Annotated in this window: 22 protein-coding genes and 2 tRNA genes; 17 read left to right on the top strand and 7 right to left on the bottom strand. The window is 40.0% G+C overall.

Translation table 11 applies throughout. From position 1 onward, the window contains the following. Positions 1-469: 469 nt before the first annotated feature. A complete protein-coding gene (locus ACTQ9S_RS09250) occupies positions 470-805 on the top strand; it encodes a pyrimidine/purine nucleoside phosphorylase (RefSeq protein ID WP_068033666.1) in 336 nt (111 codons plus the stop codon). A 209-nt stretch (positions 806-1,014) separates the two neighbouring features. Continuing rightward, on the top strand, positions 1,015-1,785 hold the full coding sequence (rlmB, locus tag ACTQ9S_RS09245) for a 23S rRNA (guanosine(2251)-2'-O)-methyltransferase RlmB (RefSeq protein WP_440454767.1): 771 nt from the start codon (positions 1,015-1,017) through the stop codon (positions 1,783-1,785). Here the strand turns inward: rlmB and coaE are convergent. The 4 genes from coaE to pilB all read right to left on the bottom strand — a co-directional run bounded on the left by coaE (position 1,748) and on the right by pilB (position 6,595). After that, entirely contained in the window at positions 1,748-2,431 is a 684-nt protein-coding gene (coaE, locus tag ACTQ9S_RS09240; protein ID WP_440454766.1) for a dephospho-CoA kinase, read from the bottom strand. The genes rlmB and coaE overlap by 38 nt on opposite strands. A 211-nt stretch (positions 2,432-2,642) precedes the next feature. Further along, the gene (locus ACTQ9S_RS09235; protein WP_440454765.1) at positions 2,643-3,542 is read right to left on the bottom strand and encodes a prepilin peptidase; all 900 of its coding nucleotides are present in this window, start codon (positions 3,540-3,542) and stop codon (positions 2,643-2,645) included. A gap of 7 nt (positions 3,543-3,549) precedes the next feature. Next, positions 3,550-4,773, bottom strand: coding sequence for a type II secretion system F family protein (locus ACTQ9S_RS09230; protein WP_068033674.1), 1,224 nt, complete (start codon positions 4,771-4,773; stop codon positions 3,550-3,552). Positions 4,774-4,885: 112 nt separating this feature from the next. Beyond that, positions 4,886-6,595 carry a type IV-A pilus assembly ATPase PilB gene (pilB, locus tag ACTQ9S_RS09225; RefSeq protein WP_068325362.1) on the bottom strand — a complete coding sequence of 570 codons (1,710 nt, stop codon included), beginning with the start codon at positions 6,593-6,595 and terminating at the stop codon, positions 4,886-4,888. Positions 6,596-7,038: 443 nt separating this feature from the next. On the opposite strand from pilB, the gene tpiA reads away from it, so the two are divergent. The 15 genes from tpiA to ACTQ9S_RS09150 all read left to right on the top strand — a co-directional run bounded on the left by tpiA (position 7,039) and on the right by ACTQ9S_RS09150 (position 22,003). Beyond that, positions 7,039-7,866, top strand: a complete 828-nt coding sequence (gene tpiA / locus ACTQ9S_RS09220) for a triose-phosphate isomerase (protein WP_440454764.1) — start codon at positions 7,039-7,041, stop codon at positions 7,864-7,866. A 226-nt stretch (positions 7,867-8,092) separates the two neighbouring features. Next, positions 8,093-8,401 (top strand): preprotein translocase subunit SecG, encoded by a 309-nt coding sequence (secG, locus tag ACTQ9S_RS09215; RefSeq protein WP_068033680.1) that lies wholly within the window; start codon positions 8,093-8,095, stop codon positions 8,399-8,401. Between the two features lie 287 nt (positions 8,402-8,688). Continuing rightward, a tRNA-Leu gene (locus ACTQ9S_RS09210) sits at positions 8,689-8,773 on the top strand. A 124-nt stretch (positions 8,774-8,897) separates the two neighbouring features. Further along, positions 8,898-8,974 (top strand) — tRNA-Met (locus tag ACTQ9S_RS09205). Between the two features lie 448 nt (positions 8,975-9,422). Next, positions 9,423-9,923 carry a ribosome maturation factor RimP gene (gene rimP, locus ACTQ9S_RS09200; RefSeq protein WP_068033682.1) on the top strand — a complete coding sequence of 167 codons (501 nt, stop codon included), beginning with the start codon at positions 9,423-9,425 and terminating at the stop codon, positions 9,921-9,923. A gap of 147 nt (positions 9,924-10,070) precedes the next feature. Continuing rightward, a complete protein-coding gene (nusA, locus tag ACTQ9S_RS09195; RefSeq protein ID WP_068033684.1) occupies positions 10,071-11,555 on the top strand; it encodes a transcription termination factor NusA in 1,485 nt (494 codons plus the stop codon). 191 nt (positions 11,556-11,746) lie between these two features. Further along, on the top strand, positions 11,747-14,479 hold the full coding sequence (gene infB, locus ACTQ9S_RS09190) for a translation initiation factor IF-2 (protein ID WP_068033686.1): 2,733 nt from the start codon (positions 11,747-11,749) through the stop codon (positions 14,477-14,479). A 149-nt stretch (positions 14,480-14,628) separates the two neighbouring features. Continuing rightward, on the top strand, positions 14,629-15,018 hold the full coding sequence (locus ACTQ9S_RS09185; protein ID WP_068033687.1) for a ribosome-binding factor A: 390 nt from the start codon (positions 14,629-14,631) through the stop codon (positions 15,016-15,018). A gap of 9 nt (positions 15,019-15,027) precedes the next feature. After that, positions 15,028-16,110: a tRNA pseudouridine(55) synthase TruB gene (gene truB / locus ACTQ9S_RS09180; protein ID WP_440454763.1), complete on the top strand. Its 1,083-nt coding sequence runs from the start codon at positions 15,028-15,030 to the stop codon at positions 16,108-16,110. Positions 16,111-16,439: 329 nt separating this feature from the next. Then, positions 16,440-16,964 (top strand): type 1 glutamine amidotransferase domain-containing protein, encoded by a 525-nt coding sequence (locus tag ACTQ9S_RS09175; RefSeq protein ID WP_440454762.1) that lies wholly within the window; start codon positions 16,440-16,442, stop codon positions 16,962-16,964. An 86-nt stretch (positions 16,965-17,050) separates the two neighbouring features. Then, positions 17,051-17,212 (top strand): hypothetical protein, encoded by a 162-nt coding sequence (locus ACTQ9S_RS09170; protein WP_158510464.1) that lies wholly within the window; start codon positions 17,051-17,053, stop codon positions 17,210-17,212. Between the two features lie 110 nt (positions 17,213-17,322). Beyond that, positions 17,323-17,508, top strand: coding sequence for a hypothetical protein (locus ACTQ9S_RS09165; RefSeq protein WP_440454761.1), 186 nt, complete (start codon positions 17,323-17,325; stop codon positions 17,506-17,508). A gap of 403 nt (positions 17,509-17,911) precedes the next feature. Further along, on the top strand, positions 17,912-18,178 hold the full coding sequence (gene rpsO / locus ACTQ9S_RS09160) for a 30S ribosomal protein S15 (protein WP_068033696.1): 267 nt from the start codon (positions 17,912-17,914) through the stop codon (positions 18,176-18,178). Between the two features lie 630 nt (positions 18,179-18,808). Continuing rightward, positions 18,809-20,905, top strand: a complete 2,097-nt coding sequence (gene pnp / locus ACTQ9S_RS09155; protein WP_350657195.1) for a polyribonucleotide nucleotidyltransferase — start codon at positions 18,809-18,811, stop codon at positions 20,903-20,905. A 408-nt stretch (positions 20,906-21,313) separates the two neighbouring features. After that, complete coding sequence (locus ACTQ9S_RS09150; protein ID WP_440454760.1) at positions 21,314-22,003, top strand: NeuD/PglB/VioB family sugar acetyltransferase; 690 nt, start codon at positions 21,314-21,316, stop codon at positions 22,001-22,003. A 648-nt stretch (positions 22,004-22,651) separates the two neighbouring features. Here the strand turns inward: ACTQ9S_RS09150 and ACTQ9S_RS09145 are convergent. From ACTQ9S_RS09145 to ACTQ9S_RS09135, 3 genes are all read right to left on the bottom strand, one after another. Next, on the bottom strand, positions 22,652-23,353 hold the full coding sequence (locus ACTQ9S_RS09145) for a hypothetical protein (protein WP_440454759.1): 702 nt from the start codon (positions 23,351-23,353) through the stop codon (positions 22,652-22,654). A gap of 160 nt (positions 23,354-23,513) precedes the next feature. Beyond that, entirely contained in the window at positions 23,514-24,068 is a 555-nt protein-coding gene (locus ACTQ9S_RS09140) for a hypothetical protein (protein WP_440454758.1), read from the bottom strand. 117 nt (positions 24,069-24,185) lie between these two features. After that, on the bottom strand, positions 24,186-24,704 hold the full coding sequence (locus ACTQ9S_RS09135; protein WP_440454757.1) for a hypothetical protein: 519 nt from the start codon (positions 24,702-24,704) through the stop codon (positions 24,186-24,188). Between the last annotated feature and the right edge of the window lie 75 nt (positions 24,705-24,779).

The following is a 24,779-nucleotide window of genomic DNA, read 5'->3' as shown; positions in this document are numbered from 1 at the left end:
GACTAACTATAAGGCTTATGAAAAGCAACTGTGTTTAGTGCGTTATTTTGAATTAATTACATGCTTGTTTTACAACACTAAAACTTATCAATTGATATCAATATCGGTATACATAGCAGTGGTTTAAGAGTAATGGTCTAAAGTTAGTTTAAATCATGAACGATATTTTCAGCAATGCTTTAACAAACTTTTTAGATATAATGTGGTAGCATAAACTCACTTAATCATAAACTTCTGCCACAGTATATACACATATTATCGTTAGGGATTTTGAGTGAATAGACACGGAAACGTTGAAGGATAAGGGTTTAGGTTATTAAACCAATAACATAATATGTTTATTTAAAAAATAACTATGTTAAAAGCAGCTGTTTTAAAATAAGCTGTGTTAGAGATGAAGGTTTAAACTGTAATGTCATAAGACACTTATTTTTTAGTTTAGCAATAATTATTTGATAAGGAAGCCACTATGTCAGCGGCACAATATACTAACGTAACGGTCAATGCTCAAGCTACAGTATCATATGATGGGCGTTGTTCAAGCCATACCATTATGTTTGAAGATGGTCGCCACAAAACATTGGGTGTCATTTTACCCTGTGATAATACTGTTGAGCGATACCATTTCAGCACCAATACTTCTGAGCGTATTGAGATTACCAGCGGTGAATGTGAAGTCAAAATTAATGGTGATGAAGAATTCAGCTATTATCGTGCTGGTCAATCATTTGTGGTTGAAGGCAATAGCAGTTTTAACCTGCGTACCGAAGAAATTGTACAATACGTCTGTCATCTAGAAGGTTAGTATTAAAGAGACAGTTAATCGTAAAGTGACACATACATAAGGTTATAACCAAGGTAGCACCATCACTTTGGTTATAATCTTTTTATTTTAACAGCGACAACAATCTATATTTACCCTTATACTCATGTTTGATAAGTTATCTATAGATATCGTAATATTCTAACTCGTATCGTACTAAGCGATATTCACTTTTTATCAGTAGGCCTATTATGGCAAAACCCAGCTATTTTTATGGTATTCATGCCATTGATGCTTTGCTTGAACATCGTTCGCTTGATGCGCTCAGTTTATTTGTGCAACAAGGTCGTGAGAGCGATAGTCATGTAAAAGCCATTATTGCGCAAGCCCAAGCAAATGGCGTCAGTATGCAACCGACGCAAAAAGACAAGCTTACTCAACTATGTGGTAGCCCGCAGCACCAAGGCGTTGTAATGCATGCTCGCCCATTGGGGTTTGCAGATGAAGGCTTGTTAGATACTATTATCGGACGTGATCAATGTTTATTGTTGGTACTCGATCAGATTACCGATGCGCATAACTTTGGCGCTTGCTTGCGTACAGCAGTAGCGATGGGTGTGGATGCGGTCATTTGTCCAAAGCATCATGCAGCAAGCCTAACACCGACGGTAGCTAAGGTCTCGGTAGGGGCAGCTGAGATGATGCCTATTATTAGTGTGACCAATCTAGCGCGTACACTTACACGCATTAAAAACGCAGGTGTTTTTGTGTTCGGTACGGCGCTCAATGAAGATGCTAAACCAATACACGCAGCAGATTTAACCGGAAAGACCGCTATAATTATGGGATCAGAAGGTGAAGGCATGCGCCGACTGACTACTGAAAGTTGCGACGAGCTGGTATATATTCCCATGTCGGGCAACGAGCATGGCAACCTACAGAGTCTTAATGTCAGTGTTGCTACAGGTATGGCTCTTTACGAGGTCAATCGGCAGCGTACTTTAGCTGCTGGGCAAGCTTAAGGTAGTTTTGGTGTAGTGGTTCTAGTTGTTGATGTAAACTTGCTAAATCTTCTTCATTAACGACTAGATCGTCAGCATGACGATTACGCTCAGTGCGGTCAAGTTGGTTAGCCATGATGGCTTTTATCTTAATCATACTTTGCTCATCACGCAAACTTGCGCGTGCAAGCTGGGTGTCTTCATCTGCATCAATAACTAAGATACGTTGGCATAAATTAGCAAGCCCTGCCTCAGCTGCCTCAATTAGTAGCGGTGCTGATAATATAATATACGGTGAGGTGCTTGCTGCCAGTTGTTTCTTCGCAGTCTCACGAATAGCGGGGTGAGTAATCTCTTCAAGTTTAATAAGGGAAGCAGGATTAGAAAATACATGTGTGCGTACAGCTGCCCGATCCATGTTACCCTCTGCGTCAACCACCCAATCACCAAGTTTTTTCTGAATTTTGTATAAAGTGGGACTGCCTTTCGCCACTACTTCATGAGCAATTACGTCAGCATCAATGATATCAATCCCTTGTGACGCGAACCAATCACTAGCCGCCGATTTACCACTGCCAATACCGCCTGTTAACCCAACTACCAAGGTTTTATTTTGCATTTTTGCTTGCTGTCGTTGAGGTATTGATTTTTTAGAGTGTATTGACATAACAGTGACTTATTTGGCTAGTAGATTAATAGGGAGGGTAATTGTCCACCTAAATATTAGATGACTCAGCTCATACGACTCAGTAAATATCGCTAACTTACTAGCTTAACGTTTATAGATAACAAGGATATGAGTGTTGGTTTACTATATTGTAATCCTATCATAAGCATGTTATCACTAAGTATTTTGCCAAAAAATTGAGATAAGCCTATTAAACGTACATATTCAAGTACCAATTAACGATGTCGGAGCCATAGAGTAATGCAACTATTCCAGCGACAGCGATATAAGGTCCAAAAGCGAAGGGTTGGCTCTCACCATGTCTTTTCATCAAGATAATACCGACGATTGAGCCAAGTAAAGACGACAGGAGGATGATTAACGGTAACATCATTGGTCCAAGCCAAGCACCTAGTACGGCTAATAGTTTGAAATCACCTTGCCCCATACCGTGTTTTTTGGTTATAAGATAGAACACCTTGACCACTATCCATAATGATAAGAACCCGAGCAATAATCCCCAAATCGATTGGGTAGGGGAGACAAACCAGCTTTGAGAATTAACCGCTAAACCAAGCCCTGCTAATGGGAAAGTCAGCCGATCAGGTAATAGCTGAGTATCAAAATCGATTCCTGTTAAGGCAATAAGCGTCCATACCAGTACAAGAGCAGACAACCCAGTAGCAGTAACACCGAATTGGTAGATAACCAATGCTGATAATAGTGCAGTGACAAGCTCCACAATAGGATAACGTGCACCGATTGCAGCGTCACAAGCAGAGCAGCGTCCACGTAGTACTAGCCAGCTTATTAACGGTATATTTTCATACCATTTAATTTTGTGCGCGCAGTGAGGGCAACGTGACGCTGGTTTACTCAAAGTGATAGGCGTATCCTTTGCAGTAACGTCCATCAGAGCTTTAGTATGCTTATGCGGCATATCTATTTGCTGAGACATAAACTGGCTACATTCTTGTCGCCAGCTGTAAACCATCATTAGCGGTATACGATGAATCACTACATTCAAAAAACTACCTACACAAAGGCCTAATATCGCAAATACTATTAGCGCCAAGGTCATATTACTTTGTAATAATTCTATCAATTGCATTACTTTGCTACCCTACTACTGAGCCCATTTGGAAGATTGGTAAGTACATGGCAATGACCAAGCCACCTACTAACACACCTAATACTGCCATGATTAATGGCTCCATTAAGCTGGTCAAGCCATCAACCGCATTATCAACTTCGTTTTCATAATATACGGCTACCTTATCGAGCATCTCTTCTAAGCTACCTGATTCCTCACCGATACCAACCATTTGAATCGCTAAGCTTGGGAACAGATTAGTCGTACGCATTGAAAACTGCAACTGTTGACCAGTTGATACATCATTCTTGATTTGTTGAATGGCATTGTAAAATACCACATTGTTAGCGGCACCAGCAGTAGAGTCTAAAGCATCAATTAGAGGTACACCAGCGGCGAAGGTCGTTGATAGTGTGCGAGCGAAGCGTGCGATAACGGCTTGATAAGCAATATTGCCAAATATTGGCGCTTTTAGAGCAGCACGGTCGAGAAAGTCACGAAATTTCTTAGATCGTTTCTTGGCTTCAGAAAAGCCAGCGATAGAACCACCAATTACGATAATAAGAATAAACCACCACGTTTGCATCCAGTCCGACATGGCGACAACCATCTGGGTAAAAGCAGGTAATTCTGCGCCAAAAGATTCGAATAAACCAGAGAATACAGGAACAACTTTAATAAGCAATATGATTGTGACGATCAAGGCAACGACGATTACCGCAATAGGATATTTCATAGCTTTTTTGATTTTGGCTTTGAGTAGCTCGCTTTTTTCTTTATAGGTAGCGACACGTTCAAGCATAGTTTCAAGCGCACCTGATTGCTCACCAGAATCGACAAGAGAACAGAACAGATCGTCAAAATAGCGCGGATGCCTACGTAGCGCAGAGGCAAAAGTACCACCAGCTTCAATATCAGCTTTGATTTGTAATACCAAGTCTTTCATACTTGGGTTGTCTAATGAATCAGCGACAATCTCAAATGATTGGGTCAAGGGTACCCCAGCTTTCATCATAGTGGCCAACTGACGGGCAAAAATAGCGATATCAATAGGCTTAATGGCTTTCTTCATTTTAAATAAAGGTTTGGGTTTTTTCTTAATAGTTTTAACCGTGATACCTTGTTTACGCAAAGTCGCTTTTGCAATCTCTAAACTGCGACCCGTGGTCTCACCTTTGATTTTTTGTCCACGCCGATTGACCCCGTCATAGACAAAGTCTAGTAGCATATCAGTCTTAGCCTGTGCCATATCTTTACCCTCAAGTTTTTCGTAATCTGTATGCTTTAATCAGCGTTATTTGGTAAGTGTTTTTTGAATGGTCATCGAGTAGCTTATTACAGCTACTAGTTTTCACTTGATATTATTCAGAAGTTACCCGCATCATTTCTTGAATACTAGTGACACCTTGCAATACTTTTAAAATGCCTGAGCGTCGCAAATCACGAAAGCCATTTTTGACAGCAGCATCTTTGATATCGATCGCATTACCGTCTTCCATAATAATGCGTGAAATATCTGGGCTGACTTTCATAACCTCATAAATACCCACACGACCTTTGTAGCCTTCACGGCACTCGCTACAACCGACTGGCTCATAGATGGTACTATTTGGATCGTCGAGATCATCATCGGTAAAGCCAACCTCAAGTAAGCTCTGCCTCGGTACATCAAGCACAGTTTTGCAATTTTTGCATAAACGTCGTGCTAGTCGCTGAGCAATAACTAAGTTGACTGAGGTAGCAATATTAAAAGATGCTACGCCCATATTCCGTAATCGAGTCAAAGTTTCCGGAGCAGAGTTAGTATGGAGAGTTGACAGTACCATATGGCCGGTTTGTGCTGCCTTAATGGCAATCTCAGCGGTCTCAAGATCACGAATCTCACCAACCATGACGATGTCTGGATCTTGACGCAAAAACGATTTTAAAGCATTGGAAAAGGTCAGACCTACTTTAGCGTTGACGTTGACCTGATTGATCCCCTCAAGGTTAATTTCAACAGGATCTTCTGCTGTAGATATATTGGTCGCTCCAGTGTTCAAAATGTTGATACCTGTATATAACGATACCGTTTTACCAGAGCCTGTAGGACCAGTAATTAATAACATGCCCTGCGGTTTGTGAAGCGCTTCCAAAAACATCTCTTTTTGATCAGGCTCATAACCCAAAGCGTCGATACCAAGCATCGCCGCAGAGGGATCTAAAATACGCAGCACGACCTTTTCACCGAATAGCGTTGGCAAAGAGTTCACTCGAAAGTCGATAGCCTTATTTTTAGATAACTTAAGCTTAATACGGCCATCTTGTGGTACGCGGCGCTCTGAGATATCCATTTGTGACATGACTTTAAGACGGGCTGCGATTTTTCCTGCTAATTGCACAGGCGGGTTTGCCATTTTTTCCATTACCCCGTCGACTCGAAAGCGCACGCGATAAGACTTCTCATATGGCTCAAAATGTAAGTCAGATGCGCCCATACGAATAGCGTCAACTAGCATCTTATTAACGAACTTTACAACGGGTGCCTCATCAATACTGTCGGTAAGAGTGGTCTCGCTGTCATCCTCTTCAGTGTCTTCAAAGCCAACATTTAAGTCGCCATCAGCGAAGTTACCAAAACTCTGCATGGTATCTGCATAGACACTATCAATACGTTTTTTGAGCTTGTCTTCTTCGACCACCACCGTTTCAACAGATAGACGCGAATTAAAAGCAATCGCATCAATCGCATCGATACGGGTAGGATCACTTAAAGCAACAAATACTCGCTGGCCGCGTTTAAAGATAGGCAGGGCATTAAATTTACGGACAATTTTTTCATCAACTAAATCTTTTGGGATGACATCGTTACTAAGCACGCTCAGATCGAAAAAGGGATCGCCAAATGATTGCGACATCAACAGGGCAAGTTGATAGGCATTGGCCATATTATGGTCTACTAAATAAGAAACGAGACTGATTTGCTGTTGTTGCGACTCAGTCTGTGCTGTTTTCATGTGCGCTTCGCTAACGATACCTGCATTAGTTAGCTGCTGTGCTAAACCACCGAATGTACTGGTTGTAGTAGACACTGACTTCTCTCCTTAGTACTGCATATATGACAAATCTGTATAATTTTATTTTTAGATTTAATTTGTTTTTCAATTGAGGAACAATAAATGAAAAAACTGCATAAAAGATAATGATTCATAATGCACGTTTTAATTTAATATACTGGTATTGAACACATGCAAGAAACATGACAATTTGTATACGTGTCTTTGAGGCCTAATAAGACTTTTGTGAAAAAGACATAAAGTAGAACGAATTGAAAAAATGTAAGGATTTCGCGATACCAAAAAGCAGATTTTTAATATTGAAGGCTTTTCTGTGATGATATAAATATATATAGAAGAATTCACATGACATAGCACGATGATGACACTTATAGCAGCAGTTGATAAATATTTGCTATACTTGGGCGCATGTATAGTAGCCGTACTGGCAATGATGAATGACAAAAGGTAGATGAGTGATGCAGGCTTGGGTAATTGGAAACTGGAAACAAAATCCGGCAACGATCAGTGACGTCAATACGTTGTTAGAAACTTTATTAGCGGTAACTAAAAATGAAGGTGCTAGTAACAAAGCCTATTGCCAGCTAATGGTAGCGCCCAGTTGTATTCATTTAGCCCATGTGAGCGCACGCTTGCAAGGTACTTCTATATTAACTGCCGCTCAAGACATTAGTGCCCATAGCGACAGTAGTGGTGCGTATACTGGTGATTGTTCAGCGCAGCAAGTCGCTGATGCAGGTGCGACATGGACGATACTAGGTCACTCTGAACGCCGTCAATACCATCAAGAGTCTCACGAAACGCTATTAAATAAGCTTGGTAATGCGCTTAAACAAGATTTGGGTGTGGTATTTTGTATTGGCGAAACTCAGTCTCAGTATGATGGCAAGCAGACTTTCAATGTACTTGATGATCAGCTAGCAGTGATAAAAGATCTGTTTATTCAGCGTGCAGAGCATGCATCAGAGCATCAGTCTGAGCTGACTAAAGTGTTAGCTGAGCGTTTGATTATTGCCTACGAACCTGTTTGGGCTATCGGCACGGGTAAAATACCGACTGTTACTGAAGTGGAAGCCACTCATCAACACATTAAAGAAACCGTGGCTAGCTTTGATAGAGCATTGCCTGCGATTACCGTTCTATATGGTGGTAGCGTCAATGCGGATAATGCCGATAGTTTTGCAGCCAGCCCTATGATAGATGGTGCATTGGTTGGCGGTGCCTCATTAAAGGCCGAAAGCTTTATAGCGATTGCTGATGCTTTTAGTCAGGCTAAAACTAATTAATCTCTGTGATATTTAAACGTCGCATCTCTTTATTACAGATAGGTGCTATATAACAAGCACTTGTTAGTTATAAAAAGTGGGTTTAACAGTGCCCTTGCAATCGTGTACAATGCGCCTTATTTATTCTTATTATAGTTTAATCTCATTGTAGTTCTATGGTTATAGGACTAAGTATAAAGATTCAACTTTCGTTATTAGTCGTTGTTACTCGGCAAAAGAGGCCACCATGTTTACGTTTATATTAGCCCTGCATATTATCGTGGCGATTGCTATGATTGGCTTGATCTTGATACAGCATGGCAAAGGGGCAGACGCAGGAGCATCTTTTGGTGCTGGTTCTTCTGGTACTGTTTTTGGTGCAGCAGGCACGGCAAACTTTTTGACCCGTGCTACTGCCGTATTGACTGTGATTTTTTTCATAACCAGTATGACCCTTGCTGTTAATGCCCGCGAGCAGGCTGAAGACCAGTTTCGTTTAGATGCGCCTGTTTCAGCACCCCAAACTCCGCGTCCTTTAACGCAGAATCCTCAGTAATGACTTTGGTTCCAATGGTTTAAGTTCTAGCTGTTTAGGTTTAGCTGTATTATCTAGCCTAATTGTTTGAAGCCTTTTTAAGATGTAGTCACGTTGTTTGACGCGTAATAGAGTACGGTAGATAAGCTTTTTATAGTAGTCCTTGCTATTTGGTTACGTTAGTTCTACAATGCTCGTCTGTTTTTATTAAGCTAGATTGACTTGTTACTGTCATCCTCATGGCATAGAGTTAATCATTAAAAATAAGCTGATTAGAAATAGAGCAGTAAAAGAAGTTATAGCTATAAGCGATTGTGGTGGAATTGGTAGACACGCCATCTTGAGGGGGTGGTGGCGCAAGCTGTGGGGGTTCAAGTCCCCCCAATCGCACCAACTTTTTTTACGTCGCACAGTGTAAAGTTGATTATTATAGAAATGAGATTTTTAGTTTAAAGTTTATTTTAAATAAAGATTGACAGACCTATGAAACTAACATACAATGTGCATTCTAAATTGATGCGGGGTGGAGCAGTCTGGTAGCTCGTCGGGCTCATAACCCGAAGGTCGTTGGTTCAAATCCAGCCCCCGCTACCACTTTCAATACTGATTTTTGTACACTAAATTGTCAGTTGCAATAAGCCCACCATTATGTTTGTGGGTTTTTTTGTATCTGAGAGTCAGTGTTATCGCGGTATTTATTCTACTTATGCTAAGCTCTATGTCTATAGAGTAAGGTAATATCAGTCAATTGCGCGGTGATTCGTAAGCGACAATGCCTTTTATTTCATACTCTCTCAGTGACGATTTTGCTTTATGAGTTCTATTAGAATTCATAGTCTTAATTTGATGTCCATTATTCATATCATTTCGTAAAAATAAAACGAATACGGTAGGATATTTGGATTTACTTATAATATAGCCATATTGTTTAGATAGTAAAATATACGACGGTTATAGTGCTATTTCTAAGTGTTCCTCATAATATATATAATAAGGTTCTCTAAGCACTGTGTACAAGCAAACAGGAAAATATAAATAAATTATGAAACTTTCTACCAAAGTTGAAGAACTGACCAATATTATCGCTCCTGCGGTAGCAGCATGTGATGTGGCTTTGTGGGGCGTAGAATTTGTCCCACAAGGGCGTCGCTCTTTACTGCGCATTTATATTGAGTCATTACCTGAAGAACAAGCGCAAGATAAGCAAGTGACTATCGAAAACTGTGCAGCAGTCAATCATCAAGTGAGTGGTATTCTTGAAGTACATGATCCTATTGCTGGTGAGTATATTTTAGAGGTGTCATCGCCTGGATTTGATCGTGCATTCTTCTCAGAAGAGCAAATGCGTGATTATATCGGTCAAACGGTTAGCCTGCGCTTGATACAAGCGATAGGACAAGGCGATAAAAAACGTCGAAAGGTAACAGGCGTACTAGATAGTATGGGTACTGATTCATTAAATCTTACGGCTACTGATAATGAGCAGTTTGAGATTGCTTTTAGCAATATTGATAAAGCTAACCTAATTTTTGAAGATGCTTAATGTTGCTGCAGGTTTCTAATACGGTTATTAATAAATAAGCGTGATAGTCATAAATCGTTTAAAGCATAAATAACGTATGGTTTACTTTAGCAACATAACGTCAATACACAAATTATAAAATTTAAGTAAGTATAGGACTGGTATAGCATGAGTCGAGAAATCTTAACGGTAGTTGAAACCGTCAGTAATGAGAAAGGCCTAAATCCTGAAGATATATTTGAAGCTATAGAAGACGCTTTAGTAGTATCGACTAAGAAAAAAGTATATACCGAACAGCCTGAAGTGGCAGTACGAGTAGCTATTGACCGTACGACTGGTGATTATGATACTTATCGTTACTGGACAGTAGTTGCAGACGAAGATCATGAGATGCCAGCTTGTCAGCTTGCTATTACTGACCTTGACCAAGAAGAGTGGTCAATTGGTGATGTGAAAGAAGAGCAGATTGAATCGATCGAATTTGGTCGTATCGCAGCTACTCAAGCCAAGCAAGTTATCATCCAAAAAATTCGTGAAGCTGAGCGCGCTTTAGTAGCAGACGCTTTTGAGCCGCGTATTGGTGAGATGATGTATGGCGAAGTCAAAAAGCAGACGCGTGATGGCTATATCATCGATTTAGGTGACAATGCAGAAGGTTACTTGTCACGTGATCATATGTTGCCGCGTGAGCAGCTACGTGTTAAGTCTCGTATTAATGCAATTTTATACCATGTGAACCGTGAAAATCGCGGTGCACAGTTATTATTGTCGCGTACGCATCCTGAAATGCTTTCAGCATTAATGCAAAAAGAAGTGCCTGAGATTGCTGAGCAAATCATCGAGATTCGTAATGTTGCTCGCTTGCCGGGTACTCGTGCTAAAATATCGGTTAAGACTAACGATCACCGTATTGATCCGGTCGGTGCTTGTATTGGTATGCGTGGTACACGTATCCAAGCAGTACAACAAGAGCTTGATGGTGAACGTATTGATGTCGTTGTGTGGTCCGATGATCCAGCACAATATATTATTAGTGCGCTTGAGCCTGCGGACGTTAGTAGCATCATCTTAGATGAAGATACTCAAACAGCAGATATTATATTTAGTACCAATGATCAGCTCGCACGGGCAATTGGCTCACAAGGTCAAAACGTACGTTTAGCCTCAGAGTTAACTGGCTATAAGCTGAATATGATGCTTGAAGAAGAGTATCAGAAGCGTCAAGAAAGTGAAAGCAAAGCGTTTATTGAATTATTCTATGAGCGTTTAGAAGTAGATCAAGACTTAGCACATGCTTTAGTTGATATCGGTTTTACCAGTATCGAAGAAGTGGCTTATGTGCCGGTTGAAACTTTCTATGATATCGAAGGTCTAGACGACGAAGCGATTGATATGATTCAAGAGCGTGCTAAAGAAGTAGTCATCGCAGACGAATTAGTTAAACAACAAAACATGAAAGAGCCAAGTCAAGAATTGCAAGATCTTGAGGGTATGACAGTCAGTTGGGCCTATAAAATGGCACAAAAAGATATCATTACCGTTGATGATTTAGCTGAACAAGCAATCTTTGATTTAGAAGATATTGAAGGCTTAGATGCTGAAACAGCAGGAAAGCTCATCATGAAGGCTCGGGAATCTTGGTTCAATGAATAGGCGTTAACTGCATATCGCTGTCTTTTGGTGGTATGCTATTAATAATAAAGGGCTGATAAAAGATCATTATTTAGTGTGCTTATATAATAATTAGTTATGATAAATAACACTAGCATCAGCCTAAACGCAATCATTTGTAGCCAACAACTGAATTGAACATATAGCAAATAATAGACAGTAGGTGATAATAAATGGCAGATAAGACCGTCAAAGAACTGGCAGAAATGGTAGGCAAAACCGCTAGTGCTGTACAACAGCAACTACAGGATGCTGGGCTACCTGCTCGCGGGGAGGATGACTCAGTCACCGAACTTGAGCAAGAGAAGTTGGTGACGTATTTAAAACAAAGTCATGGTCAGCAAGAGAAGCGCCGTATTAGCCTCAAATCTAAGACGACCAGTACCGCGCGTGTGACTGGCTCTTCAGGTAAATCCAAGAGCGTCAATGTTGAAGTACGTAAAAAGAAAGTATTTGATAAGCCGGATCCAGAAAAGATAGCGGAAGAATTAGCTGCGCGTGAACAAGCGATGATTGAATCGCAAGCGCGTGCTGCTAAAGAAGCTGAAGAGCGTTCTGCAACTAAGAAAAAGTCAGAAGAGCGTCAAGCAGCAACTCTAGCTGCTATGCGTGCAAGTCTTGGTTCAAGCAAAAGCTCAAGTGGTAAAAACGAAGAGATTTCTACCTCTTCAGTCGTAGTTAAGAAAGGCGGCAAAACTACCGTTGAAGTTAAGCCTAAAGAAAAAGAGAAAGAAAAGAAAAAAGTTGCTGCTACTAAGCCAAAAGTTGAAACCGCAGCTGAGCGCAAGGTTCGTGAAGTACGTGAGAAAGAAGAAGAACGTCTACGTCAAATTGAGACTGAAACTCGTCGCGTACAAGCTGAAGAGGCTCAAAAACGTACACTTGAGCAAATGCGGAAAATGGCTGGTAAATATACGGATCAGCCTGCTGCCGAAGTTCGTAAGGACGAGCCATTGGCTGAAGGTTTGGTAGGCGATGCATTAGAAGAGTCGTTTGAAAAAGAGCGTCGTGAAATCAAGCGTGGTGCAAGCAGCACTGGTGCTCGTGGTCGTCGTCGCAAAAACCAAGATGAACGTGAGTTTAAGAACCGTAAGAACGGTTTGCGATCAACGCAAGCTGCACAACATAAGTTCGAGAAACCTCTCGACAAAATTATTTACGATGTTGAGATTAGTGAGCAGATTTCTGTAGCAGATCTTGCCCAGCGTATGGCTGTTAAAGCTCGTGAAGTTACTAAATTGCTGATGAAAATGGGCGAAATGGCTCGTGAAACAGATACTATTGATCAAGCGACCGCTAGTTTAATTGTTGAGGAAATGGGTCACAACCCAGTACCAGTCAGTGATACCAAAGTTGAAGACGATCTTCATCATGCGGTTGATGAGCGCAGCAGTAACGTACAAACGCGTCCACCAGTCGTTACTATTATGGGTCACGTTGATCATGGTAAAACTTCATTACTTGATAAGATTCGTGAAACGAAAGTTGCAACGGGCGAGGCAGGTGGTATCACCCAGCATATCGGTGCTTATCATGTAAAAACTGAGCGCGGTGTTATTACTTTCCTTGATACTCCAGGTCACGCAGCCTTTAGTGCGATGCGTTCACGTGGTGCTCAAGCGACTGATATCGTAGTATTGGTTGTCGCAGCCGATGATGGCATGATGCCACAAACTGAAGAGGCGATTGATCATGCTCGTGCAGCGGGTACTCCTCTAATCGTTGCTATTAATAAAATGGATAAGCCAGGCGCTGATCCTGATCGTGTATTAAACGAATTAACTGCAAAAGAAGTAGTCTCAGAAGAGTGGGGCGGCGATACGCCAATGGCGCGTATCTCAGCTAAAACTGGTGAAGGCATTGACGAGCTTTTAGAATATATCAGTTTACAAGCTGAATTAATGGAGTTAGAAGCCCCATTAGACGGTGCTGCACAAGGTGTGGTAATTGAGTCAAGACTTGATAAAGGTCGTGGCCCTGTTGTAAGTGTCCTAGTTAAGAAAGGTATGCTTAAACAAGGTGACTTAGTTCTAGCTGGTGAGTACTATGGTAAAGTTCGTGCAATGACTGATGAGCATGGTCAACGCGTTCAGTCAGCTGGTCCTTCTATTCCTGTTGAAATCCTGGGATTACCTGAGACACCAGCAGCTGGTAGCGAATTCCTAGTCGTGACAGATGAGAAAAAAGCACGTGAAGTTGCTGATTTTAGAACCAATCGTGAGCGTGAGCGTCAACTGGAACGTCAGAATGCCATGCGCTTAGAAAGCATGTTCGATCAGATGGAACAAGGCGATGTGTCATTCTTGAATATCGTATTAAAAACAGATGTTCGTGGTTCGCTTGAAGCGCTACTTTCTGCACTGAATGAATTATCAACTGACGAAGTTAAAGTCAGAGTGATTAGTTCAGGTGTTGGTCCAATTTCTGAATCTGATGTTACTCTTGCAGAGTCTAGTGAAGCCGTACTACTAGGTTTCAACGTCCGTGCTGATGCAACCGCACGCCGTAAAGCAGACGCTGCCAACATGGATATTCGCTATTACAGTGTCATCTATGGTTTGATTGATGATGTAAAAGCGGCGATGAGTGGTCTACTTGCTCCTGAACATCGTGAGAAAATCCTTGGTATCGCTGACGTTCGTGAAGTGTTCCGCTCTAGTAAGTTTGGTGCAGCTGCCGGTTGTATGGTCGTTGAAGGGACTATCTATCGTAATAAGCCTATCCGCGTATTACGTGATGATAAGGTTATCTTTACTGGACAATTGCAATCATTACGTCGTTATAAAGAAGACGTTAATGAAGTGCGTACCGGAATGGAATGTGGTCTAGCGGTTCGCGGCTATGATGTTGAAGCTGGCGATAAGATCGAAGTTTTCGAAATCCAACAGTTTGAACGTACGATTTAAGCATATTGTGCTTTTATCTAGCAAAGCTTAGATTATCGAGATAATGATGTACTTAGGCCTAACAGGTCCAACCTGGTAGGCCTTTTTTATCGTATATTTCTGCTATTGAACACTATTACTAAATTATTATTAAAAAACAGGGTAATAATATGAACCAACGTTTACAACGCTTAGCAGACCAAATTCAACGCGAGATTGCAGTACTTATTCGTGATGAGGTCAATGATCCGCGTCTTACTGGTTTTGTGACTATCTCTAGCGTCAAGGTAAGTCCAGATCTAGGTTATGCCGATGTCTATGTTACCATCATGGAGCCTGAGCTAAATGATGCTATGAACAAGACTAACCACGAGCAAAGCATACAAGTTTTGAATAAAGCAGCTGGCTTTTTGCGTACTGAGCTTAGTCATAGTTTAAAAACGCGCACTACACCGCGCTTACGCTTTCACTATGATGAAGTGACTGCTCGTGGTAATTATATGATGGATCTAATCAATCAGGCCGTCACCAAAACAGAGCAAAATGAAGCAGACGAGTAATTTTCTATTATGTCCAAACGAGCTGATAAGCAACTTAATAAGATAAGAATATCAGGAGTTATCTTAATTGATAAGCCCACTGGTATGACCTCACAGCAAGTAGTGTCAAAGGTGAAATATCTATTTAAGTCACCTGTGTATGACAGCAAAAAAGCAGGTCATACAGGCACACTTGATCCGATGGCGACTGGTTTATTACCTATTTGTTTAGGCGAAGCAACTAAATTTAGCCATTATCAATTGGATGCTGATAAGTCTTATCAAGCGACTATTTTTCTTGGTAGCCAGACAGATACTGGTGATGCAGATGGACAAATAATTGCCCAAGCTGCTATACCAAAATTTAGTGAGAGTTTATTAAAAGAGCTTGGACAGCAATTTTTGGGTGCACAGCAACAAATTCCACCAATGTATTCCGCTCTGAAAAAAGATGGTAAGAAGCTTTATGAGTATGCGCGTGCTGGTATAGAAATCGAGCGTGCGCCTAGAGATATAGTCATTAAGGCTATTGATTTATTAAGATTAGATGAACAGCAGGTTCAACTAACGGTTACATGTTCTAAAGGCACTTATGTACGTGTTCTAGGCGAAGATATCGCTAAAGCATTAGGTACGTTAGGTCATTTAACCGCATTACGTCGCTTACAAGTAGGCGATTTTTTGATCGATAATGCAATGACCTTGTCACAGTTAGAAGAGCTCGAATTACCTCAAAGATTGTCACAACTGTTATCTGTAGATGTCTGTGTAAATATTGAGCCTGAATTAATACTAACAACTGAACAGTGCGAACGTGTGAGGTTAGGTCAGCGACTCAACGTATTTGACCAACTGGTAGGTACATTGAATGATTATATTACTGAGGCCGTCGAACAAAACTTAGCTAGTAGCAAGCTAGCTAATGATAAAGATGATAATGTCCTAAAAGATAATCATACTGACAATACCGTGAATCAAAGTGCTGAAGAATCAGTACTGATGCACGAAATACCTGTAGATGTACGTCTTGTTGACGAACAAGGACAGTTTATTGGGTTAGGTGCCGTAAGTCTGAACGGTCGTCTACAACCTAAAAAGATTGTTCATTTATAAGATATTTTTATTATAAGTAACCTATTATACTGTTGTTCACCAATCCCTCTTACTAATTACTAGCGCATTACATTAATCACATATCGTCACATTTTATTGCAGGCTTCACCTATGGTGAAGCCTGTTTTTTTTATACACTGTTTAAGTCAGCTAGGAAAAGCAGAATAAACAGATCTAATTAGAATAATTAATAATAAAAAGATTAATAACAAAAACACCGAATTATAAATACTAATACTTAATAGTGAATCATACGAATAATAAGTTAATAAAAACTAATAATAAATAAAAACTTTAGAAAATTACATTTCGAACATATGAGGTAGATTATGAAAACGATTGCTTTCTTACTACATAATAATTTTGAACAAGCAGAGTACGAAGACGTAAATAACCAATTAAAAGACAAAGGTTATAAGACAGTCCTTATTACTACTAACAAAGAGAAAGAAGTTCAAGGGATGAATCAGGACGTAAATAAAGGCGATACTTTTACCGCTGACATTTTCGCAAAAGATGCCAAAGTTGCTGGTTATCATGCTTTAGTCTTACCAGGTGGTACTGTGAATGCAGATACCATACGTGGCAACAAAGAAGCACACGATATAATCAATGCGGTTAATGATGCAGGCAAACCATTAGCAGTTATTTGTCATGCTCCTTGGGTTCTTATTAATACCGGTATTGCTAAAGGTAAAACTCTTACCGCTTATCATTCGCTACAAACCGATTTAGAAAACGCTGGGGCGACCTTTGTAGACAAAACAGTCCAAGTAGATGGTAATTTGATTACTTCACGTAATCCAGATGATATCAACAATTTCGTTGAAGCTATCGACAAAGCATTATCTTAATAAATTTCATCATTCTATGAATAATGAGATAGCAACTTTTATTTAACTTACTTATAACCACAACAACACTAACCGAGGAAAATATTATGGCAAACCCTAATCCAAACGACACCAAACTTGAGCAAGAACGTTCTGAGTCAGCAACTGCAGCACTTAAGAGTCAAACTGAAAATAATCATACAGAAGATTCTGAAGCCGCAGCAGATCGTATTGCTGACAACTTAGAAAATGCTAAAAAAGATAAGTAAAGTTTATTGAGCAGCATTCAGTAGATTATTTACATAGAATATCTCTAAGACGGATATTAGCTAGATACTAGCTAATATTTGCTGTTACCGATAGAATAAAAGGAGATTTTATGGATAAGTCAAAAAAAGATATGGATAAGCAAGAACTAGAAATAGAAAAACTAGTAGAAAATATCAATCCTAATCAAGATGTAACTCCAGACAGCTTAGCTGAAGCAACAACGGTACCACTTGATGACGATGCCCTTGGTGGCAATGCTACTGAAGACGATATCAAGAAAAATACAAATAAGTAAGTACCTTATCTATTATATGAATTTTATTATATGAATCGTTTATCTATGCAGTATTAATCTAATATTGTTTACCTAAAACTGTTGAAACTAACACGGAAAGTTGCTGTTAGTTCAGCAGTTTTTTGTTATAATTGCTGTCACATTTAAATTAGGCCTTAAATAAGGCAATATGCTTAATTTACTGCTGTATGCAGGTGATTGAATTAAGTATTATTTTGCATTAATTTGACCTAGTTTTTAAGTAATCGTTACAACAGACTGAGCTTATCGTACACTAGGTCAACTCTAGTAATGCAGGGTTGTCCTGAATGACGTATAAGCTACCTTATTTACTATTCTATTGTTCTTAAGAATACTTAAACCTGAGTATATCTTGGAACTTTTAGCATTGCCGGAGATATTTATGCTAACTAATACCGATCGTGAACAAATCATTGCTCAATACCAACGTGGCGAAAACGACACTGGCTCACCAGAAGTTCAAGTAGCTTTGTTAAGTGCTCGTATCAATGATTTACAGAACCATTTTAAAGAGCACAAAGGTGATCATCATAGCCGTCGCGGTCTTATCCGTATGGTTAATACGCGTCGTAAATTGCTTGATTACTTAAAAGGCAAAGATCTTGGTCGCTATACCACAGTTATCAAACAGTTAGGTTTACGTCGTTAATTCAACGATTATTGTATAGATAGTAGCCAAGTGAGAAGATATTGCCAATTTGCAATATACCTTTGAGAACTACTTTAGAAGTCTTGAGAAAAATGACTTGCTGTTATCAATATAATATATAGGTAAAACAAAAACGGTGTGGAATAGCTTCACGCCGTTTTTTTATGGGTATTGAATAAAGGCTGGACGGTATAAATGCTAGTTAGCTTAACTTTTAACCAGAAAAACACTCAGTTTTGTATTTAATTGGTCAATGCCTATAAATCACTGTAAAATAGTGCACTGTGCATTTCCATAGCTATATCAAAACTTATAGCATTTATTCTGTAGCTGCCCTATGACTAGAGTTAGGTTATATCAGGTACCTTGTATAAATTGACGAGCACAAAATTGGTGCAAGACTTTATTACAACTCGTAAAGATAAGCGGCTATAGAAACCAAATTTGAATAATTAAAAAGATGCAGCAGTACTCTTGATAAATGTATGACCAATAGCAAGGTTTGCAAATAATATTTATCAGTATCTGTAATTACACAATAGAACTCTTAACGACCGATGTTAGATTGCTCAAGCAATTGATATCGTTTTCGTCATTCAACATTAGGAAAAATATATGACAAATCCGACAATGTTTAATACTATTAAACGTGAATTCCAATATGGCGACCAAAAAGTCGTCCTTGAAACTGGCCGTGTTGCTCGCCAAGCTAATTCTATTATGGTCCATATGGGCGGCGTTTCAGTGTTGGTGGCAGCAGTAGTAAAATCTGATGCCAAAGAAGGCCAAAACTTCTTTCCATTGACTGTAAACTATCAAGAAAAAATGTATGCTGCGGGTAAAATCCCAGGTGCATATGGCAAACGTGAAGGCCGCGCCAGTGAGTTTGAAACATTAACGTCGCGTCTAATTGACCGTCCGATTCGTCCGCTATTCCCTGAAGGCTACGTTAACGAAATTCAAATCACTGCTACTGTTGTTTCATCAGATAAGACTCAGTCTGCAGATATCGCAGCACTAATCGGTGCCTCAGCAGCACTGGCTATCTCTGACGCGCCATTCAATGGCCCTGTTGCTGCCGCACGTGTTGGCTTTATCAATGGTGAATACGTACTAAACCCAACGCTTGAACAACTTAAAGAAAGTGACCTTGATTTAGTTGTAGCTGGTACAAAGTCTGCCGTATTGATGGTTGAATCTGAAGCGGCAGAGCTTTCAGAAGATCAGATGCTAGGCGCGGTACTATACGGTCATCAGCAACAGCAAATTGTTATTGATAACATTGCTTCAATGGCAGAAGAAGTTGGTACTGCTAAACAGCAATATGCTGCCCCTAAACGTGATCAAGCGCTTGAAAGCAGCATGAAAGAGCAGTTCGGCGAGCAAGTTGCTGATGCTTATACCATTACTGATAAGCAAGAGCGTTACACTAAGCTTGATGAGATTAAGCAATCAATTATCGATGCGCTTGCTGGTGATGCTGAGTCAGAAAATTATGCTGATACGGTATCTGAGCTAAAGGAAATCTATAACGACCTTAAATATCGTACTGTTCGTGACAATATATTGTCAGGCAAGCCGCGTATTGATGGTCGTGATCTTGAGACCGTTCGTGCTCTTGACGTACAAGTAGGCGTGTTACCATTTACTCATGGTTCAGCACTATTTACTCGCGGTGAAACTCAAGCATTAGTAACGACGACGCTTGGTAACAGCCGTGACGTCAATATGATTGACTCATTAGCGGGTACTATCCGTGATCATTTCATGCTGCATTACAACTTTCCGCATTTCTCAGTAGGTGAGACTGGTCGTGAAGGGATTCCTAAACGTCGTGAAATTGGTCATGGTCGTCTAGCACGTCGCGGTGTACAAGCGATGCTACCAGACAGCGAACGCTTCCCGTATGTTATCCGCGTAGTATCGGAAATCACTGAGTCAAATGGTTCATCTTCTATGGCCTCTGTTTGCGGTGCAAGCTTGGCATTGATGGATGCAGGCGTACCAATCAAAGCACCAGTTGCTGGTATTGCGATGGGTCTGGTTAAAGAAGGCGAGCGCTTTGCTGTACTCTCGGATATCCTAGGTGATGAAGATCATCTTGGCGATATGGACTTTAAAGTCGCTGGTTCTAAAGACGGTATCACAGCCTTACAGATGGATATCAAAATCGAAGGTATTACTCCAGATATCATGGAGCAGGCGTTAAAACAAGCTCATGCAGGTCGTATTCATATCCTAGACGCGATGAATAAAGTATTGCCAGAGAGCCGTACTGAGATCAACGCTCACGCACCTAACTATGCGGTTATCGAAATCAATCCTGATAAGATTCGTGACGTAATCGGTAAAGGCGGCGCGATGATTCGTCAGCTAACCGAAGAGACTGGCGCGGTTATCGATATTGATGATGGTGGCACGATTCGTATCTTTGGTGAGAACAAAGCCGCAACTAAAGCTGCTATCGGTAAAATCGAAGCATTAACGGCAGAAGTTGAAGTAGGTAAAACTTATGAAGGTACAGTCGCTCGTATCGTAGATTTTGGCGCGTTCGTTAACGTCTTACCAAACACTGATGGCCTAGTTCATATCTCACAAATCGCAGAAGAGCGCGTAGAGAATGTATCAGACTATCTAAAAGAAGGTCAGATTGTTAAAGTATTCGTTCAAGACGTCGATAACCGTGGTCGCATTAAGTTGACTATGAAAGGTATCGAACAGAACTAAGCTACCGTCTATTTAATGTAATATTAAATTTTTGCTTTAAAAAACCGCTTCGATTTTTGTCGAGGCGGTTTTTTTGTACTTATTTTTGGATAATGAATGAAAAATCATTTGGATTTATAGTGTTGGGTGTCGCAAGCTTCGCCTAACACAAATGTTGATATTTGAAATCCAAAAAACACTCACAGTACCTACTAAAGGTATTTATCACTTAATGAAATTTGTGTCTATTTTAGAGTACCTATGTCAGCAGGTTTTTCCAGTTATCAAAACTCATTTACCATCACGTCTGTGATAGAAAAAACCACTCTTTTTTCTAATTTTTTTATATTCATGTAAGTGTAATAGACCCTAGATATACTGTCATAAAATATCCGTAAGATCTGGCAAATTACTGGAGATAAAATACACATGAAACAGCTTATAGGCGTATATGGAGCAAGTGGATTTGGTAGACAAGTCATGCCATTAATCAAATCTCAATATCCTTACTTAGATAAGTCTTCCTTCGTTTTTATTGATGATTCCAAAGTAACAGATAACCTTAACGGCCATGAAGTACTAAATTTTAGTGAATTTTTAAATTATCTATCGGCTGAAAAATCCGTGACTATCGCTATTGCCGACAGTAAGGTTCGAGAGATATTAGCAGATAAACTTAGGAGAAATAATATCCCTTTAATAGCAGTTGAAGCATCCACAGTCATTAAATTAGACGAGGAGACAATAGAGCTAGGTGAAGGCAGTATTCTGTGTAACAACGTCTGCTTAAAAGTTGATATTAAGATCGGTAAGTTTTTCCACGCTAATACGTATAGCTACATCTCACATGACTGTGTAATTGGAGACTACGTTACATTTGCTCCTAGGGTTAGCTGCAACGGCAACATACATATCCATGATCACGTATACATTGGAACAGGCGCTATAATAAAACAGGGTATACCTGGCAAACCTCTAATTATTGGCAGAGGTGCAATTATAGGTATGGGAGCAGTGGTAACGAAAGATGTGCCTGCAGGAGCAGTAGTAGTGAAAAACCCTGCCCAACCGTTAGTAAAGAGTTTTAAAAGAGAAGAAAACAGCGTGAAAATCGCCTGAAAATAAAATAACGTTATTATCGGATTCGAGCCTTTCCTATTTTTTCTCAAGGCTTTTACATCTAAATTGAAGTCGCTACAGGCTCACACTTGAATGCATTACGACACGTATATTTCTACAGTATTGACGGCCTCTATTGGAGTAAACGATTAAATCTCTGCTAGATCTCTTGTTCTTAATCGCTATATTCAATGCTTGGTAAACTAAATCTACTGCCATGTGCTCATGAATAACACAGCCAACTAGCTCCTGCCGCTTCACAGTCTGCTATTTTCAACAGTTTTGCATACGTTGTGCTTAACCTCGTTCTCAGCTTGCGAATAACCTGCATTCACAAACAATGCTTGAGCGCAAATTTGCACCCTATCTCCTTAATATTTGGCTTTTCAAAATACGATTTTGCTGTAATAAAAAACTGAAGAAATCCCTGCACCAAATCCATTATGCGTGCGTCCACGGTACGCTGGCGTTTTTTCCAAGAGCTACACTATGGTAGGGAGAAATTCAAAGTTAAAGTACTGCTACGTATAGTATACTCATCTGTAAAGATAGAATTAAATTATAGCTAACAAAAAATCCAATGCCAAACGCTTACTTTAAACGTTTAACATTGGATTGATGACACTATAAACTAACGAGATAAAGTGCTTACTCTTGATCTAACTTATCAATCATACCTTGGTACTTGTCTTTTCTACTCACAATCTTAGCACGTTCTTCTTCTACATTTGCTATGAGCTTTTTAGCGACTTCTACGCTTTTATCAAAGGCTGCCAGTTCCATATCTACCACAGCTATTAATCTTTGAAGAGTCATGGCAGCCGCTTTTTCGGTGACGCCATTAGTAATGCCCGTAGCTTCGGACATAAAGTCTTCTCTAAGCTTAGATGCCCACTGAAATATACCAGCCATCGTCATATTAGATGTGTCGTCTTGCTCAGACTCATCCTTCTTATCGGCTTCATCTTTTTGATCAGATTTACTATCTTCAGTATCAGTGTCATCTTTACTAGATTTATCGTCTTTTTTGGATTTACTATCCTTTTCAGACGAATCTTCTTTACTAGATTTCTGGTCTTTATCAGTGTCTTTACTTTTGCTAGACTTATCCGACTTATCTTGTTTATCTGACTTATCATCGTCTGATTTATCATTTTTAGTAGAGCTATCGGCTTTCTTTTCTTGAGCTTTGTCTTCTTGATAGTCATGCTCAGCGTTATAGTCTTCAAAGTCACCGTTTTCAAATACTACGGTATCGTCTTTGACCACTTCTACGCCAGTGACCGCTTTATTGTCAGTAGATTTCTTTTCGTTTCCAGTCTTGCTGTTTTTTGAGTTGTTGTTTGACATAACTGATTGTCCTGTTTGGAGTTATAGGTAAAAGATATCTACGCTCGATAATTCTTATAACTTGATATTAGGCTGGAGTAATTTTTTAGTCAATATCTCGACATAAATATACCTATTAAGGCCTACAGGAAAAAACATTTTGATAGAAAGTTTGGCAGATCTAAATGACGATACTTTTGGGCAGATGAATATCAACTCGAACTTTTGGTAGATCTTGTAAATATTGGTTGAGAGGAGGTAGGGTATCAGTATGCCAATCTAAGGGAATCAAACTTGAGGTATTAGCTATATTGCTTTTAGGATTGTCAAAGACAAGCGGGCGTGTGAGTAGAGCAGCCCTACGGACACCTTGATAGCGTATCAACGGAATAAGCTGCTCGCATAAATCAGTCAATGCAGCCGTTAACCAACGCGACCGTGCTGGATGATAAGGGTGGTCGGATATGACAAGGTTAGCAACATAACTTGGCTGATTGCCATTACTACTGATCCCAAGACCAGCATGTTCACGCAACCGTTTATGAAGTAAGCAGCTACCAGCTTCCAAGCTACCATCACGGCAAGTGCGATAATAGCGTTGATAATTGTCAGGATACAAAGTTTTAGTTCGCATCAGCACAGGATCTAGAAATATCCCAGCATTATTAACTGGTAAGATAAGTATCTGCGCGCTACTATTGAGAATAGGGGCATGGGTTAGTTGCAGAGTAGTCATAACAGATGCCCCATGAGTAGATGCTTTTATAAGTTATATAGACTCAGTTTACAGCTGAATAAAGGCTGCTGCCTACTGACATACTGTTATCCAATTCAATGTTTTTAAGATGATAGCTTATTGAGGAGTTTGTGCGGCTTCTAACTGTGCGATTTGCTGCTCAAGCAATTTGATTTGTTCAGCTTTCATATCTGTCAGTTTTTTATTCATTTGCACTTGCTCAATTGCTAGTTTCTCTTGTTCTACAAGTCGTTGACGCTCGTCTTCTAAGCGATCGACTTCTTCCTTGGCTAAACTGTCGGTTTCCGGTAATGAGGCATTTAAAATTGCCTCAGAATCAGGTGTTTGTATCCCAGTTGTCTCAGTACCTTCATTAATCGAAAGGTCGCTATCAGTATCATCAATACTCGTTGAATCCATAGTCGTTGGTATCGTATCAACCTGAGATTGCTCAGGTTCTGTCGGTGTCTCTTTTACAAGCGTTGAGGTGCTCGGAAGCGGGCGTGGCCAAACGAAATAAGCGATAACGATAAGTAGCAGCAACAAGGCTATGGTTATGAGTCTTTTTAGACGGATACCCGTTGGCTTAGTTGTTACTGTTTTGGTCAGAAGAGACGAAGGTTTCTTAGAAGTCATACTGTAGCCAGTTTATATCGAAAACAAAGTTTCCATACTATAGCAAACTAAAAAACAAAAGCCTATCAATTGATA

Origin of the sequence: Psychrobacter sp. ASPA161_9 (assembly GCF_051970275.1) — a bacterium.
Lineage (GTDB): Bacteria > Pseudomonadota > Gammaproteobacteria > Pseudomonadales > Moraxellaceae > Psychrobacter.
Note: the sequence above shows the minus strand (reverse complement) of the source record. Positions and strands in the feature narration are given on the sequence as shown.

Coding starts and splice junctions, on each gene's coding strand:
- ACTQ9S_RS09250 (WP_068033666.1), top strand. CDS start 470: ATGTCAGCGGCACAATATACTAACGTAACGGTCAATGCTCAAGCTACA.
- rlmB (WP_440454767.1), top strand. CDS start 1,015: ATGGCAAAACCCAGCTATTTTTATGGTATTCATGCCATTGATGCTTTG.
- coaE (WP_440454766.1), bottom strand. CDS start 2,431: ATGTCAATACACTCTAAAAAATCAATACCTCAACGACAGCAAGCAAAA.
- ACTQ9S_RS09235 (WP_440454765.1), bottom strand. CDS start 3,542: ATGCAATTGATAGAATTATTACAAAGTAATATGACCTTGGCGCTAATA.
- ACTQ9S_RS09230 (WP_068033674.1), bottom strand. CDS start 4,773: ATGGCACAGGCTAAGACTGATATGCTACTAGACTTTGTCTATGACGGG.
- tpiA (WP_440454764.1), top strand. CDS start 7,039: ATGCAGGCTTGGGTAATTGGAAACTGGAAACAAAATCCGGCAACGATC.
- secG (WP_068033680.1), top strand. CDS start 8,093: ATGTTTACGTTTATATTAGCCCTGCATATTATCGTGGCGATTGCTATG.
- rimP (WP_068033682.1), top strand. CDS start 9,423: ATGAAACTTTCTACCAAAGTTGAAGAACTGACCAATATTATCGCTCCT.
- nusA (WP_068033684.1), top strand. CDS start 10,071: ATGAGTCGAGAAATCTTAACGGTAGTTGAAACCGTCAGTAATGAGAAA.
- infB (WP_068033686.1), top strand. CDS start 11,747: ATGGCAGATAAGACCGTCAAAGAACTGGCAGAAATGGTAGGCAAAACC.
- ACTQ9S_RS09185 (WP_068033687.1), top strand. CDS start 14,629: ATGAACCAACGTTTACAACGCTTAGCAGACCAAATTCAACGCGAGATT.
- truB (WP_440454763.1), top strand. CDS start 15,028: ATGTCCAAACGAGCTGATAAGCAACTTAATAAGATAAGAATATCAGGA.
- ACTQ9S_RS09175 (WP_440454762.1), top strand. CDS start 16,440: ATGAAAACGATTGCTTTCTTACTACATAATAATTTTGAACAAGCAGAG.
- ACTQ9S_RS09170 (WP_158510464.1), top strand. CDS start 17,051: ATGGCAAACCCTAATCCAAACGACACCAAACTTGAGCAAGAACGTTCT.
- ACTQ9S_RS09165 (WP_440454761.1), top strand. CDS start 17,323: ATGGATAAGTCAAAAAAAGATATGGATAAGCAAGAACTAGAAATAGAA.
- rpsO (WP_068033696.1), top strand. CDS start 17,912: ATGCTAACTAATACCGATCGTGAACAAATCATTGCTCAATACCAACGT.
- pnp (WP_350657195.1), top strand. CDS start 18,809: ATGTTTAATACTATTAAACGTGAATTCCAATATGGCGACCAAAAAGTC.
- ACTQ9S_RS09150 (WP_440454760.1), top strand. CDS start 21,314: ATGAAACAGCTTATAGGCGTATATGGAGCAAGTGGATTTGGTAGACAA.
- ACTQ9S_RS09145 (WP_440454759.1), bottom strand. CDS start 23,353: ATGTCAAACAACAACTCAAAAAACAGCAAGACTGGAAACGAAAAGAAA.
- ACTQ9S_RS09140 (WP_440454758.1), bottom strand. CDS start 24,068: ATGACTACTCTGCAACTAACCCATGCCCCTATTCTCAATAGTAGCGCG.
- ACTQ9S_RS09135 (WP_440454757.1), bottom strand. CDS start 24,704: ATGACTTCTAAGAAACCTTCGTCTCTTCTGACCAAAACAGTAACAACT.